The following is a 15,252-nucleotide window of genomic DNA, read 5'->3' as shown; positions in this document are numbered from 1 at the left end:
TATATTAAATAATTTATTTGCTGTTTTTAATAAAAACATGAGTTTTAAAAAAGTTATTTGACCTTTTATAAAAACAAAGATGAATTATTATCAAGCTTATAGTTTGATTTTCTCATATTTTAAACTTATATGATTTTTGTACTAAAATAATCCTAAGTAGATGATGTGATAGGACTTGATAACTAGAATTAATAAATTTTTTAAACATGAATATTATTTATTTTTTTAAGTAAAATTGATACAAATCCTTCAAAATCAGGCAATTTTAAATCCTTAATTTCTCTTTGTTGTTTTCCCCACATGCATTCAGGAAAAAACCCATCTTTTTTAAAACGTGCCATAACATGAAAATGCACTCTTGGCACATAGTTTGCAAAGGAAGCTATGTTGATTTTTTCTGGGTTATAATACTCTCTAAGGCTTAATTCACAAGCTAAAACATACTGAAAAAGCATATTTTGTAAAAAGGCTGGACAATCACTTAATTCTCTGTAATTTTCTTTAGTAAAAATTTTTACCCAAGGAATTTGAGAATTTTCTTTTTCTATAAATAAAAAATCATTTTCATAAATCATCTAAATCCTTAAAAAGACTAGGGTTATTCCTAGTCTTTTGATTATTTTTTTACTCCTATCATTTTTGTAGGATCTACAAATTTAGCAAAGTCTTCTTCGCTTACTAAGCCAAGTTCCATAGCACTTTCTTTTAAAGAAATACCTTTTTTATGAGCATTTTTTGCTACTTTAGCTGCATTTTCATAGCCAATATGTGGATTTAGTGCAGTTACTAGCATTAAAGAATTATGTAAATTATGATCTATTTTTTCTTTATTTGGCTCTATACCAACAGCACAATGGATATTAAATGAATGCATAGCATCAGCTAATAAATCAAGGCTTTGCAAGAAGTTATAAATAATCACAGGTTTGAAAACATTAAGCTCGAAATTTCCTTGGCTTGCTGCAAAGCCAATAGTTGCATCATTTCCCATAACTTGCACTGCAACCATAGTTAAAGCTTCGCATTGAGTAGGATTAACCTTGCCTGGCATGATAGAACTTCCTGGCTCATTTTCAGGTATGTTTAATTCCCCAAGACCACATCTAGGACCACTTGCTAGCCATCTAATATCATTTGCTATTTTCATTAAATTTGCAGCTAAGCCTTTCATGGCCCCATGAGTAAAATTAATTGCATCATGGCTTGTTAGGGCATGGAATTTATTTGGACTTGAAACAAATTTAGTGCCTATTAGCTTGCTTAATTCTTCGCTTACTTTTTCACTAAGTTCTGGATGCGCATTCAATCCTGTACCAACAGCTGTCCCACCTATTGCAAGTTCTCTTAATGTAGGTAAAGAAGTGATGATTTGCTCTTTTGAGTGAAGTAACATAGAAAGATATCCGCTAAATTCTTGAGCTAGAGTAAGTGGTGTAGCATCTTGAAGGTGAGTTCTTCCTATTTTAATAATTCCTTCAAATTCTTTTACTTTTTTTTCAAAAGTTGCAATAAGCTCATCTAAAGCAGGGATAAGTTTTTTCTCTACTTGCTCTACCGAAACTATACTCATAGCAGTTGGAAAAGTATCATTTGAACTTTGACTCATATTTACATGATCATTTGGATGAACAAGCTTTTCTTTTCTAAAATCTCCACCCATAATTTCAGTTGCACGGTTTGCTATAACTTCATTCATATTCATATTGCTTTGAGTGCCTGAACCTGTTTGCCATATTGCTAGTGGGAAATTATCGTCAAATTTTCCTGCTACAATTTCATCGCAAGCTTGCACGATAGCATTTTTTTTAACATCATCTAATTTGCCAAGTTTATTATTTACTAAAGCCAAAGATTTTTTAAGATTTGCAAAAGCATAAATTAAAACTTTTGGCATTTTTTCACAACCAATTTTAAAATTTTCAAAACTTCTTTCAGTTTGTGCTCCCCAATATTTATCATTAGGAACTTTTATCTCTCCCATAGTATCGTGTTCGATTCTGTATTCCATGGCCTTTCCTTGTAATAAAATAAGTTGTGATATTTAAACTAAATAAACCCTAAAGTTTGCTTATAATTTAAGAAGTATTTATAAAATTTTTGAAGAAAGGTGTAGTTTTTTTCAAAACTACACAAATATTATTCTACTGTAACACTTTTTGCTAGATTTCTTGGCATATCCACATCATTGCCAAGTCTTATAGAAACTTCTAAAGCTAGAAGTTGTAAGATTACCATCATTTCGAAAAATTCGCACATATAGTGCTCTTGTTTTGAAGTTTTTATAAAATCATCACTTAAATCAAAATCAAGTGGAGAGATAGCAAGTAAAGTAGAATCCCTTGCAGCTAATTCTTCTACATTTGATTTTGTTTTTTCATAAAGACAATTTTGCGGCATTAATGCAACGGTAAAAAGCTCACTATCTGCTAGAGCAATAGGTCCATGTTTCATCTCTCCTGCCGGATAGCCTTCAGCATGTAAGTATGAAATTTCTTTAAGTTTTAAAGCTCCTTCTAGTGCTAATGGATAAAATACATCTCTTCCTATAAAGAAAAAGCCATGGCCATGTAGGTATCTTTTTGAAATTCTATGTACTTTTTCATGTAAGTTTTGTTCAACTTTAACTATACTCGGTAAACTTCTTAGAGCTTTGATTTCTTTACCCATATCTAAATTTGCTTTTTGTGCAAGATAGATTGCAAGCATCCATAAAGTTGCTACTTGAGTGGCAAATGCTTTAGTTGAAGCTACGCCTTTTTCAATGCCCGCTCTGGTAAGTAAAGATATATCAGCCAAACGCACGATGTTAGAATTATCCACATTACATATTGCTAAAGTTTTAACTCCTTGTGTTTTTGCTATTTTTAAAGCTTCTAGTGTATCAGCTGTTTCACCACTTTGTGAGATTACTACAAAAAGAGTATTTTTACCTATAATGGCTTCTCTGTATCTAAATTCACTTGCTACTTCAACTTTAGTTTTAATCTTTGCAAGTCTTTCAAGTAAATAAGCCCCACTTAATGCTGCATGATAACTTGTACCACAAGCACAAAGTGTGATTTCATCTATGTTTTGTAAAAGAACTTCATCTATATCTTCAAAAACAATCTGCTCACTTTGCAAGCGTCCCATTAAAACTTCACCTAAAACTCTACTTTGCTCATAAATTTCTTTTTCCATGAAAAATCTATAACCATCTTTTTGAGCATAACTTTTATCTTGACTTAAAGCTACAAAAGTAGGTTGTATACAAGCTTGATCATGACAAATTTTGCATTCATTTAAATTAACATATCCATAATCTCCATCTTCAAGATAAGCTACTTTATCCACTAAAGAAACTAAAGGTGCATCACTTGATGCAAAATAATATTCATTTTCATCGCCATTTTTTCCGATGATGAGTGGTACAGCATTTTTAGCAAAATAAATTGTATTAGGATCTTTTTTACTCACAAGTAAGATTGCAAAAGCACCTTTTAGTTCAGCTATAGTCTTTTTAAAAGCTTCAAATGGCTCTAAATTACTCGCATGATATTCAAATAAATGTACAATAACTTCAGTGTCTGTTTGACTTAGAAAATTAATACCTTCTTGTGTGAGTTTTGTTTTTAATTCTTGGTAATTTTCTATGATTCCATTATGTATTACACAAGAGTATTGTCCTAAATGTGGATGCGCATTTATTTCAGTTGGTTTTCCATGGGTTGCCCAACGCGTATGGCCTATAGCAAGTCCAAATCCATCACTATTAAAATTAGCAGTCTTATTAGCTAAATTTTCTAATTTTCCAACCGCTTTAAAAAAGTCTAATTCTCCATCTTTCATTACTGCTATACCGGCGCTATCATAACCTCTATATTCAAGCTCTTTTAAACCTTCTAATATGATTTTTTTCTTTTCTTTAGTTCCTATATAACCTACTATTCCACACATCTTTTACTCGCTTATTAGTGATTTAAGAATTTGATCTTTATGATCTTGCAAGCTTTCATTTTTATGCAAAATCAAAACATTTCGCGTTCTTTCTTTTATAGTTTGAATTTTTGCTGCACTTAAGACAATATCATATCTTACAAGCACATCCATTACATAAGCCATTAAACCTTTTTGATCTTTTGTGTTTAAGGTTATTTTGGCATAGCTTTTGGAATAATTCATGTCTAATTTTAATTCATCTTTTTTAATGTTTGGTTTTTTTGCTTTTTTTTGTACTTTTAAATGTAATTTAGAATTAAGTAAATTTTCTAAACTTTGTTTTTGATTATCACTTACTATATCTGAATATTCAAATTTCAGATAAACTTTTTCATCAAATAATTCAAAAAAACTCATAAAGACTAAATTTAAAGAACTTAAAGTGTTGAGTATATTTTCAAGATTATTTTTTCTATTCATTATAAGCTCTAGAGTAAAATTATCTTGATTGTCAAGCCAAAAAGTAAAATTTTCTTTTTGCGCAATCTGTGTTATTTTAATAATTTTTTCAAAGCTATTTTTTATAAAAAAGAGATTAGATTTAATATGAGTGATATTGTTTTGAGTTTGCTCATCAAGATCTAAAAAAGCCTTGCTTCTTTTTAGGGTTTGTTCTTTTTTTACCCTTCTTTGACTCTCATCAATTAAATTTTCATCCTCAAAACCTTCTAGTGCATTTTGAAACAATCTTTCTAAACTTTTATAATAAAAATGATTTTCTATACCCAAAGCTTTAGCATTGCAAAAAGATAAAAGATGTAAGGTTTTTAGGGTATGAGTATCATTTAATTTGGAAATAAAATTTAATACAATAGTAGAATTATAAATATCTTCTTTTTCTATAATATCTTTAAAAGCATTGAAATTTTTAAATAATCTTAAGCCAAAATCTAAAAGTTCATTATCAACTTGGAATTTTCCAACATAAGCTCTGTAAATATTAGCTAAAGAAATTTCATTTTCTTCATGAATAGCACTTAAAAGTATGGTAAGCTTTATTATTAGAAGTGTTTTTTTATCAAATTTGCAATCTTTTTCTTCAAAGTATTTTAAGCAAAGTAATGCTCTATCTAATGCACTATAAATACCTTCTTCTTCGAGTAAAAATTTACTTTGAATTAATGGTTTGCAAAAATCTTTTAAAATATTTGCATTGTTTAGTAGTTTTAAAATACTAAAAGAATGTTTTTTTTCTAATATACCTTTAAATAACTCCAAATTTTCATCATTATTTTTTGCTCTTTTTAATGCAAAAATTAGTTTAATATCAAAAATAAAATCCTCATCTTCTAGTTTTAAAAGTCGATTGAGTATTGAATTTAAATTTTCATTTTCATCTGAATGAGTAAAAAAGTTATCTTGTATTTCATAAAGTTTATTTTCTTTATAATGTTTTTCCTGGATGCACCTTGCTAAAAAATGTGTATAAATTCCACAAATTTGCATACTTTGCATTGCTTTTTGAATGAGTATGGATTTAAGATCTAAATTTTTCTTTTCTTTTTTATGCATTAAGTTAGCAAGTTCTTGTGAATTTTGTATTAAAAATAAATTTGTGTTTTTACCTTCTAAAAGATTCATTGCACATTTAAGTGAAAATAAAAAATCACTCGCAAGCTTAAATTCGCTAAATTCTTTTTCATTGATAAAATTAAGCATATAATTTTTGGGAGAATCTTTAAATAAAATATTTAAATTTTCTATATTAAGTTGCTCATCTAAACCGCCAAAATTTTTATTAATATCAAATTCTTGTTTGATTAAAGGTTGATAATAAGGGTTAAATTCTTGCAAGATTTTTAGAGCAAATTCTTCTTTTAACTCATCTTGAGCTTGGAAAATTTTTTCTTTGATTTGTTTAAATAAAATCTTAGAGCCGCTAATATAGCGATATTGTAAAATATTTTGTTTAAGCTCATTTTTAGCTATATTATAAAGTCCATTTATTTCACAAATTTGATAGTTAATGCTTAAACCAATATCGTTTAAAGAAGTGATAAATGCTTTCATTAAAGGCTTAATATTATAAGCTTTTATATCTTTATAAATAAGCAATAAATCAATATTTTCTTTTATGCTTAAATTCATTTTAGCATATTGTTTAATGGCGATAATACAAAAAGGAATTTTGTCATTATGTGGAAAAAAATCATCAAAAAAATCATTTAAAACAAGCTCATAAATATCTTCTATAAAACGATCAATCTCTTTAGAATGGTAAAAGCTAAAAGAACCTTGCTTTAAAAAAAGTCTAGAACAATATGCTTCATAGTCTTTTAAAGAATTTTTTAATTTTTGAATTTTTTGCATATCCATTTTTGAAAATTATTCCTTGCTTTAAATTTTTGTTAAAATCATACCAAAAAATACTTTGTATTAAATTTTAAGTAAGTTAAAATTATAATTGTAGTTTAAAATTAAAAATATGGTAAGAATATGCAAACAATTATAGAAAAATTAGAAAATCAAGAAAGATTAAACGAAGAAGAGGCTAATAAACTTTGGGATTTAGAGCTTTTTACTCTAGCTAAATATGCACAAAAAATTCGTACTAATTTGCATGGCAAAAAGGTTTATTTTAATATCAATCGACATATTAATCCTACAAATATATGTGCAGATACTTGTAAATTTTGTGCTTTTTCAGCACATAGGAAAAATCCTAATCCTTACACTATGACACATGAAGAGATAATGAAAATAGTTGATGAGACAGTTTTAAGAGATACGAAAGAAATTCATATTGTTTCAGCGCACAATAAAAATACATCATGGCAGTGGTATTTAGAAATTTTTAAAATGATTAAAGAAAAATATCCATTTTTACACATTAAAGCTCTAACTGCTGCTGAGGTTGATTTTTTAAGTAGAGCTTTTGATATGAGTTATGAAGAAGTAATAGAAAAAATGCTTGAGTATGGTGTTGATTCTATGCCAGGTGGTGGAGCTGAAATTTTTGATGAAGAAGTTAGAAAAAGAATTTGTCATGGTAAGGTAAGTAGTGAAAATTGGCTAAAAATTCACAAACTTTGGCATGAAAAAGGTAAACAAAGTAATGCTACTATGTTATTTGGGCATATAGAAAGTAGAGAAAATAGAATTAATCACATGATAAGATTAAGAAATCTCCAAGATCAAACAAGTGGGTTTAATGCTTTTATTCCTTTAGTTTGGCAACAAGATAATAGTTTTATTACAGGTAAAAAGCCACTTGGCTCGGTGGAAATTTTAAAAACTTTAGCTATAGCAAGAATAGTGCTTGATAATATTAAAAATATCAAAGCTTATTGGGCAACTATGGGTATAAATTTAGCTATGGTGGCTCAAGATTTTGGCGCAAATGATTTAGATGGTACCATAGAAAAAGAAAGCATACAAAGTGCAGGCGGAGCAAAAAGCTCAAATGGCTTAAGTTTAAAAACCTTCATAGAGATGATTCAAAGTTCAGGTTATATAGCAATAGAGCGAGATAGTTTATATAATGAACTAAAAATTTATTAAGGATTAAAATGGATTTTTTTAAACTTAAAGAGCATAATAGCGATGTAAAAACTGAAATTTATGCAGGTATTGCTACCTTTTTAGCAATGATTTATATTATACCGGTTAATGCTAATATAATGAGCAATTCAGGTATGCCACTAGAAGCTTTAATCGTAGCAACCGCTTTGGTAACTATTATAGCTACTACTTTAAGTGCTTTTTTTTCTAATACTCCTGTGGCTATGAGTGTAGGCATGGGATTAAATGCGTATTTTACTTTTAGCGTGTGTAATACTTATCAAATTCCTTGGCAAAGTGCTTTGGGGGCTGTTTTTTTATCAGGTATTGTTTTTACTTTATTATCTTTTACTAATTTTAGAATTTGGGTTATAAAAAGCATACCAAATGATCTAAGAAAAGCTATATCAGCGGGTATTGGAACTTTTATAGCTTTTATGGGACTTGTGCAAATGGGAATTATCACCAAAAGCGAAGCAACTTTAGTAGGCTTGGGAGATTTTTCAAGCACTAAAGTACTTTTTGGATTATTTGGTTTGTTTTTAGTTTTTGTTTTTTGGGCTTGGAGGATTAAAGCTGCTTTTATCTTAGCTGTTTTTGTAAGTGCTTTGTGTGCTTGGATTTTTGGTATTGATGGAGCTAAGTTTCCAGAACAACTTTTGTCGATGCCAGTTATAAACGGAGATAATGGCTTAAGTGCAATATTTGGTAAGCTTGATATTAAAGGAGCTTTAGAGCTTAGTATGATTCCTATAGTGCTTACTTTTTTTGTTACTCAGCTTTTTGATAGCGTAGGGACAATCACAGGCGTAGGCTCAAGAGGAAAAATATTTGATGATCCAAAACAAGGTGATAAAAAACTAGGAAAAACTTTAGGAGTAGATGCTGTTAGTTCAGCTATGGGAGCAGTTGTTGGCACCTCTACTGTAACGGCATTTGTGGAGAGTTCAGCGGGAGTTGAAGCAGGCGGTAGAACAGGTCTTACAGCTTTAGTTACTGCTATATGTTTTGTTTTCACTTTATTTTTACTACCGGTATTTAAAGCTATTCCTGCAAATTCTATTTATCCTGTATTGGTTCTTGTTGGAGTTTTAATGTTTATGGAAGTTGCAAATATTAATTTTAAAGATAAAGCAATAGCTGTGAGTGCGTTTTTTATTATTATTATGATGCCGCTGACTTATTCTATTACAACAGGTTTTGCTTTTGGTTTTATTGCGTATTTATTTATGCGTATTATGCAAAAAGAATTTGATAAAATTAATCTCGGAATTATCATTTTAAGTGCAATTTCATTATTGGTATTTTTATTACAATTTTTATAGGAAGTGATTATGTATTATTATGCTTATGAAGAATTTCAAAAAGAAATTATCCCTTTTACGCGCAAAATAAAAGAGGAATTTAATCCCGATGTTTTACTTGCTATAGCAAGAGGTGGTATGACTTTGGGCCATTTTTTAGCAGAAGGTATGGGTAATAGAAATTTATTTTCTTTAAATTCTATCCATTATGAAGATACTCAAAAATTAGATACGATTAAAATTTTTAATATTCCTGATCTTAGTTCATATAAAAAAGTTCTTTTGGTAGATGATATCATAGATAGCGGTGAAACTATGATAGAAATTAAGAGAGTCTTAAGTCAAAAGTTTCCTCATTTAGAGCTTAAAGTAGCAAGTGTTTTTTACAAAACTTCAGCATTATTAATCCCTGAATTTTATATTAAAGAAGCTAAGGAATGGATTGATTTTTTCTGGAGTATTAAAATTTAGTTTATTATTAGCTATAAATAATACAATATAATTAAATACTAAACTAAAAGGAAGGACAAACATGAGTTTAACAAGAAGAAAATTCTTAAAAGGTCTTGCTGCAACTTCAGCAGTTGCTTCCGTTAATCCTTTAATGGCAGCACAAACAAAATTTTACGATACTAAAAAAATTCCTCATGCAACTCACTTTGGTGCTTTTTGGGCTGAAGTAAATTCAGAAGGAAAAATAGTAAAAGTTACTCCACAAAAATCTGATAAACATCCTTCAGTAATAACTGATGCCATTATCGATAGAACTTATTCAGACACTAGGGTAAAGTATCCTTGTGTTAGAAAAAGCTTTTTAGAAGGTAAAAAAAGACCTAAATTAAGAGGTAAAGAACCTTTTGTAAGAGTAAGTTGGGAGAAAGCTTTAGAGCTTGTATTGGAAAAATTAAAAGAAACCCCTATTGAAAATTTATTTAATGCAAGTTATGGTGCATGGGGACATGTAGGTTTATTGCACAATTGTAACTCAGTAGCAGGAAGATTTTTTAATACCGCTTTAGGTGGCCATATTGGTACTGATGGTGAGTATAGTAATGGTGCTGCTGGTAAAGTAAATGCTAGTATAGTAGGAGATTTGGAAGTTTATTCTTTACAAACTTCTCATGAAGTTATTTTGGAAAACACTCAGGTTTATGTTTTATGGGGAGCTGATCTTTATAAATGTAATCAAATTGATTTTAAAGTTGCAAATCGTGGTAATGATGATTATTATAAAAAATACAGCAAATCAAAAATTAAATTTATAACTATTGATCCTCAATATACTCAAACAGCAGAAATTTTAAATGCCCAGTGGATTAAGATTCGTCCAAATACTGATGTTGCTTTAATGCTTGGTATGATGAATTATTTATATAAAAGTGGAAAATATGATAAAAAATTCATTGAAAAATACACTGATGGTTTTGACAAATTCTTACCTTATTTGCTTGGAAAAACTGATGGTATTGATAAAACTCCAGCTTGGGCTGCAAATATTACCGGCGTTGAAGAAAAAGTTATTACCGCATTAGCAGATACTTTTGTAAAAAATAGAACCTTTTTAGCAGGTAACTGGGCTATGCAAAGAGCACACCATGGCGAGCAAGCCGATTGGACTTTAATGGTTTTAGCTTCAATGATAGGTCAAGTAGGCTTACCTGGTGGTGGATTTGGTTTTTCTATGCATTATTCAGGTGGTGGTCAAGCATTTTCAGGTGTAAGATTACCAGTAGGTTTACCACAAGGTAAAAATAATCTTGATATTAATATTCCTGCAAGTAGAGTTTCAGAAGCTATTTTAAATCCAGGTAAAACAGTTAAATTTAAAGGTAAAGAAATCACTTATCCTAAAATTAAACTCATGTATGTAGTGGGTGCTTCTGTATTGGGTCATCATCCAAATACAAATGAACTTATCAAAGCTTTAAGAACACTTGATACATTAATTGTACATGAGCCTTGGTGGACTCCTATGGCAAAAATGGCAGATATTGTATTACCTTCAACTACAACTTTAGAAAGAGATGATATTAGCTTTGGTGGCTCTTATTCTCAAGATTATGTTTATGCTATGAAAAAAGTAATTGAGCCTTATTTTGAAAGTAGAAATGACTATGATATTTTCGAAGAATTAGCAAAAAGAATTGGCGAGAGAGAGCATAAAAAATTTACAGGTAATAAAACAAAACAACAATGGCTTGAAGGTTTTTATGGAAGAAGTGATTGTCCTTATTATATGGAATTTGCTGACTTTTGGAAACAAGGTTTTATCCATTTTGAACCACCAAAAGAAGCTTATAATTTTGTAAGACACTCTGAATTTAGAGCCGATCCTGTGGCAAATAAACTTGCAACAGAAAGTGGAAAAATCCAAATTTATTCTCCAAAATTTGAAAAATACAATTTAGATGATTTTAAAGCACATCCAACATGGTTTGAGCCTGCAGAGTGGCTGGGTAATGAAGAATTAGTTAAAAAATTTCCTTTCCATTTAGTAAGTCCACATCCAAGATATAGAGTGCATTCTCAGCTTGATAATACTTGGGTAAGAGATTTGTATAAAATTCAAGGTAGAGAACCTGTGATGATTAATACAAATGATGCCAAAAAACTTGGTATTACCCACGGAGAAGTTGTAGAAGTATATAATGATCGTGGGTCACTTTTAGCAGGTGCTTTTGTAACAGATAATATCATGGAAGGAGTTGTTAGTATCCAAGAAGGTGCTTGGTATGACCCTGAAGATGTAAGCGATAGCAAGCCAAGATGTAATGCAGGTCATGTAAATGTTTTAACAAGCTCAAGACCAACTTCAACTATGGCTCAAGCAACTAGTGTAAATACTTGCTTAGTGGGTATTAAAAAGCTAAAAGAAGTTATAAAACCTTATAATTCAACTACACCACCAGAAATCATAGGAGCTTAAAATGAAGAAAATTATATTGACATTAACTTTTTTAGCTAGTGCCTTGTTTGCTAAAGATATGTTTATTTTTAATGAAAAAGTAGATCTTTTAGATAGTGCTAGTAAAAAAGTAGTAGGACAAATTTATGAAGGCTCTAAAGTGGAGCTTATAAAAGAAGAAGGTGAATACTCTTTAATTAAAGTCAAAGGTGAGGTTGTGGAGTCAAATCCAAAAAGCCTTGCTTATACCAAAGATGGAATTTATCTTTTACTTACTTTAAATGGTAAAAATGCAAGTAATGAAATGGAATTTTTAGTTAAAAGTAAAGATTTGACCGATCAAGAAATTCTTGCTTGGGATGAGATAGAATTAACTTATTATGATACTTGCACAAGTTGTCACGCAGCACATAAACCAAAAGAACATTTAATGGAAGAATGGGATGCATATTTATCTGCTATGCAAGGTTTTGCTAAAATCACTGATGCGGAAAAAGATAGAATTTTAAGATTTTTACAATCTCACGCAAGTAATGGGCCTGTAAAACTTGACTAATCAAAAATGAAAAGGTATTTATTAGCCGTTTTATTTTTTGATTTTTGTGCTTTATTATATGGTGTAAGCACTTTATCTATCAGCTATAATGAAGCACAAATTTATTTTTACGATCATAGCTTAATTGCTATGATTGCTAGATTTGGTACTACTCTTCTTGGACAAAATGATTTTGGATTAAGACTTCCGTTTGTTTTGTTGCATTCTTTAAGTTGTATTTTGTTGTATATTTTGGCTTTAAGATACACCAAAACTTCTTTTGATGCTTTTATTTCTGTTGTGCTTTTTATATTGCTTCCTGGTAGTGTAGCCAGTGCTTTGCTTATCAATGAATCTAGCGTAGTAATATTTTTTACGCTTTTGATTTTGGTGCTGTTTGAATATAAAAAATTCTTTTTATTTTATATCTTGTTTTTTTTAGTTCTTTTTGTAGATGGAAATTTTGTAATTTTATATTTATCTTTTTTCTTTTTTGCTATATATAAAAAAGATAAATTACTTATTGCATGCTCTTTGATTTTATTTGCTATTGCAATGAGTATTTATGGTTTTGATGCAAGTGGAAAACCTAAAGGATATTTTTTAGATACTTTAGGTATTTTTGCGGCTTGCTTTTCACCTTTAATTTTTCTTTATTTTTTTTATGTTATTTATAGAATTCTTTTACAAGATGATAAACCTCTTTTATGGTTTATTAGTGCAACTACTTTTGTTTTTTGTTTGATTTTTTCTATAAGACAAAAACTTTTTTTAGAAGACTTTTTACCTTTTTGTGTAGTTTGTACTCCATTATTAGTTCGTTATTTAATGTCTTCTTATCGCTCAAGAATACCACAATTGCGCCTAAAACATAAAATTTTTATAGAATGCTCTTTAGTTTTTTTACTATTTTTTTATCTTGGTATTATTTTTAATCAAAGTTTTTATTATTTATTAAAAGATCCAAAAAAACATTTTGCTTATGATTATCATATTGCTAAAGAATTGTCTTTAAAATTAAAACAAAGAAATTTTACACATATTTTCACTAAAGATAAAGAGTTAGCTTTAAGACTTAAATTTTATGGTATTTCCAAAGGTAAATTAGAACTTCATTCTAGTAAAAAAGCTAGTAAGATATATGTTAGTTTAGGTAAGCATAAAATTTATTATTATATAAAATGAAACAAGCTTTTACTTTAATAGAACTAGTTTTTGTTTGTATTATACTGTCTTTATTGTTTTCTATGGGGTATTTTTATTACAAACCTGACTATTTGCGTTTAGGGGCTGAACAAATTTTAAATGATATTAAATACACAAGACATTTAGCATTAATACAAAATGATTTTAGAGTAAAAGAATTTAACATTGCTAAACGAGAGTGGTTTAAAGCCAAATGGCAATTATATTTCATACGCTCAAAGTCAGCTACAAATAATGAACAAACTTATACTATTTTTTTAGATAAAAATGGTGATGGTAATGCAAATATAGGTAAAAACATGATTAATAAAGACAGAGAAATAGCTGTTGATTTAATTAATCCAAACTTATTGATGAACTCAGGACAAAGCGGAGTAATAAATCAAAATGATTCTAAGGCGAATTTAAAATATAATATAGAAAAAACATATGGTATTTCAAAAGTTTTGTTTGAAGGTGCTTGCAAGGGAAGTACGCGTTTAATTTTTGATGATTATGGTCGCTTATATACACCTTTGAAAAATGCTATGCGTCCTTATGATAAACTCTCATCTTTTAATAATAACTGCATTATAAGATTATCTAATAAACAAGATCAGCATATATGTATAGTTATAAATCCTATCAGCGGTTATGCTTATATACCTAATTTTTCTTCACTAAACCAGCAGAGTATTATTTTAAATAATAAACAAATATTTTGTCATAATATATAATTTTTATTAAAATTTATTATTTTTTTGATAAAATATATTTACTAAAATACTTCAATTTAAATACAAAAAAGGAGATATATGAATGTAAATACACAAATGAGTGTGAAAAATAAATTGTCCATTGTTGTTGGTGTTATTGTCTTTTTAGCTTTATCAATAATCACTATAATGGCATTTGTTTCTAGTAGAAATAATTTAATTTCAAACAGTAAACAAGCGAATGAAGATTATTTATTGATCACAGAAACTCAAGTAGAAGGATATGTTGATGGCTATATAGATATTTTACTTGCCATAAAAAAATACATTGATTCTTTGGGAAAAAATCAAGTTTTAAATTTTGATTCTATGGAGCAAATACTAGGAGATGATTTAAAAATTTTTAAAGATGGATCAAATACTTTAGCTGTCTATGTTGGTTTTCCCGATGGAACTATGCTTGTAAGCGATACTGTTTCTGATAAAAAAGGAGTTAATTTTAGAAAAAGAGGTGGTGGAGTTTCTTCTTATGATGATCCAAGTTACGATGCTACTTCTAGAGACTGGTATAAAGGGGCTATTGCAAATGATGGAGTGTTTATAAGCGATGTCTATGAAGATTCTGTTACAAAATTACCTAGTTTTACTTATTCTACCCCGATTAAGAAAAATGGTAAGTTGATAGGTGTTTTAGGTGTTGATTTACTGCTAACATCTTTGCAAAAGACCTTTGAAAAACTTCCAGGAAATGTTTTTGTTTTTGATACAACAAGCTCTATTCCTTTTGCATCAAATAATAAATCACTAATCTTAACTCAACATCCAAGTATAGAAGAGATAAAAAAATATCATCAGCAATTTGGAGATTATAAAACATTTGAATATATAAGCGTTGATACACAAGAAGAAAGATTTGGAATTTGCGCTAATATAGATAATTCAAAAGCTAAAGTAAGCTATATTGCTTGTGCAACTCAAAAGCAAGATGAGTTGGAAATGTTGGTTTTAAAAGACGCATATAAGCAAATTATTTTTTCTATTATTATATTGTTTATTTCATGTTTTGCTATTTACTTTTTTTCTTCAAAATTACTATCCCCTTTACAAGCAATCCAAAAAGGTATCAAT

At 29.0% G+C, this 15,252-nt stretch carries 12 protein-coding genes; 8 read left to right on the top strand and 4 right to left on the bottom strand.

Translation table 11 applies throughout. The features are described from left to right. Positions 1-200: 200 nt before the first annotated feature. The 4 genes from L8X28_RS03530 to L8X28_RS03515 form a co-directional block, all read right to left on the bottom strand. A complete protein-coding gene (locus L8X28_RS03530; RefSeq protein ID WP_263665540.1) occupies positions 201-575 on the bottom strand; it encodes an HIT family protein in 375 nt (124 codons plus the stop codon). 41 nt (positions 576-616) lie between these two features. After that, entirely contained in the window at positions 617-2,008 is a 1,392-nt protein-coding gene (gene fumC / locus L8X28_RS03525; protein ID WP_263665539.1) for a class II fumarate hydratase, read from the bottom strand. A 128-nt stretch (positions 2,009-2,136) separates the two neighbouring features. Beyond that, positions 2,137-3,936: a glutamine--fructose-6-phosphate transaminase (isomerizing) gene (gene glmS / locus L8X28_RS03520; RefSeq protein WP_263665538.1), complete on the bottom strand. Its 1,800-nt coding sequence runs from the start codon at positions 3,934-3,936 to the stop codon at positions 2,137-2,139. A gap of 3 nt (positions 3,937-3,939) precedes the next feature. Then, positions 3,940-6,294, bottom strand: coding sequence for a nucleotidyltransferase (locus L8X28_RS03515; protein ID WP_263665537.1), 2,355 nt, complete (start codon positions 6,292-6,294; stop codon positions 3,940-3,942). A gap of 120 nt (positions 6,295-6,414) precedes the next feature. Between L8X28_RS03515 and mqnE the strand changes: the two genes are divergently transcribed. From mqnE to L8X28_RS03475, 8 genes are all read left to right on the top strand, one after another. Beyond that, positions 6,415-7,479 (top strand): aminofutalosine synthase MqnE, encoded by a 1,065-nt coding sequence (mqnE, locus tag L8X28_RS03510; RefSeq protein ID WP_133319349.1) that lies wholly within the window; start codon positions 6,415-6,417, stop codon positions 7,477-7,479. Positions 7,480-7,487: 8 nt separating this feature from the next. Next, positions 7,488-8,804, top strand: a complete 1,317-nt coding sequence (locus tag L8X28_RS03505; protein ID WP_263665536.1) for an NCS2 family permease — start codon at positions 7,488-7,490, stop codon at positions 8,802-8,804. Between the two features lie 9 nt (positions 8,805-8,813). Further along, a complete protein-coding gene (locus tag L8X28_RS03500) occupies positions 8,814-9,254 on the top strand; it encodes a phosphoribosyltransferase (protein WP_133319347.1) in 441 nt (146 codons plus the stop codon). Positions 9,255-9,315: 61 nt separating this feature from the next. Continuing rightward, a complete protein-coding gene (locus tag L8X28_RS03495; RefSeq protein ID WP_263665535.1) occupies positions 9,316-11,709 on the top strand; it encodes a molybdopterin guanine dinucleotide-containing S/N-oxide reductase in 2,394 nt (797 codons plus the stop codon). A gap of 1 nt (position 11,710) precedes the next feature. Further along, positions 11,711-12,244, top strand: coding sequence for a hypothetical protein (locus tag L8X28_RS03490; RefSeq protein WP_133319345.1), 534 nt, complete (start codon positions 11,711-11,713; stop codon positions 12,242-12,244). Between the two features lie 6 nt (positions 12,245-12,250). Continuing rightward, entirely contained in the window at positions 12,251-13,408 is a 1,158-nt protein-coding gene (locus L8X28_RS03485; protein WP_263665534.1) for a hypothetical protein, read from the top strand. Further along, a complete protein-coding gene (locus tag L8X28_RS03480) occupies positions 13,405-14,145 on the top strand; it encodes a Tfp pilus assembly protein FimT/FimU (RefSeq protein ID WP_220566288.1) in 741 nt (246 codons plus the stop codon). Before L8X28_RS03485 ends, L8X28_RS03480 begins: the two co-directional genes overlap by 4 nt. 78 nt (positions 14,146-14,223) lie before the next feature. Next, positions 14,224-15,252 (top strand): cache domain-containing protein (locus L8X28_RS03475; protein ID WP_263659815.1); only part of this gene is annotated, 1,029 nt, incomplete at its 3' end.

This window comes from Campylobacter sp. CNRCH_2016_0050h (assembly GCF_025772605.1).
Lineage (GTDB): Bacteria > Campylobacterota > Campylobacteria > Campylobacterales > Campylobacteraceae > Campylobacter_D > Campylobacter_D lari_D.
Note: the sequence above shows the minus strand (reverse complement) of the source record. Positions and strands in the feature narration are given on the sequence as shown.

What these genes read in the sequence shown, in the direction of transcription:
- L8X28_RS03530 (WP_263665540.1), bottom strand. Translation starts at nt 575, where the DNA reads ATGATTTATGAAAATGATTTTTTATTTATAGAAAAAGAAAATTCTCAA.
- fumC (WP_263665539.1), bottom strand. Translation starts at nt 2,008, where the DNA reads ATGGAATACAGAATCGAACACGATACTATGGGAGAGATAAAAGTTCCT.
- glmS (WP_263665538.1), bottom strand. Translation starts at nt 3,936, where the DNA reads ATGTGTGGAATAGTAGGTTATATAGGAACTAAAGAAAAGAAAAAAATC.
- L8X28_RS03515 (WP_263665537.1), bottom strand. Translation starts at nt 6,294, where the DNA reads ATGGATATGCAAAAAATTCAAAAATTAAAAAATTCTTTAAAAGACTAT.
- mqnE (WP_133319349.1), top strand. Translation starts at nt 6,415, where the DNA reads ATGCAAACAATTATAGAAAAATTAGAAAATCAAGAAAGATTAAACGAA.
- L8X28_RS03505 (WP_263665536.1), top strand. Translation starts at nt 7,488, where the DNA reads ATGGATTTTTTTAAACTTAAAGAGCATAATAGCGATGTAAAAACTGAA.
- L8X28_RS03500 (WP_133319347.1), top strand. Translation starts at nt 8,814, where the DNA reads ATGTATTATTATGCTTATGAAGAATTTCAAAAAGAAATTATCCCTTTT.
- L8X28_RS03495 (WP_263665535.1), top strand. Translation starts at nt 9,316, where the DNA reads ATGAGTTTAACAAGAAGAAAATTCTTAAAAGGTCTTGCTGCAACTTCA.
- L8X28_RS03490 (WP_133319345.1), top strand. Translation starts at nt 11,711, where the DNA reads ATGAAGAAAATTATATTGACATTAACTTTTTTAGCTAGTGCCTTGTTT.
- L8X28_RS03485 (WP_263665534.1), top strand. Translation starts at nt 12,251, where the DNA reads ATGAAAAGGTATTTATTAGCCGTTTTATTTTTTGATTTTTGTGCTTTA.
- L8X28_RS03480 (WP_220566288.1), top strand. Translation starts at nt 13,405, where the DNA reads ATGAAACAAGCTTTTACTTTAATAGAACTAGTTTTTGTTTGTATTATA.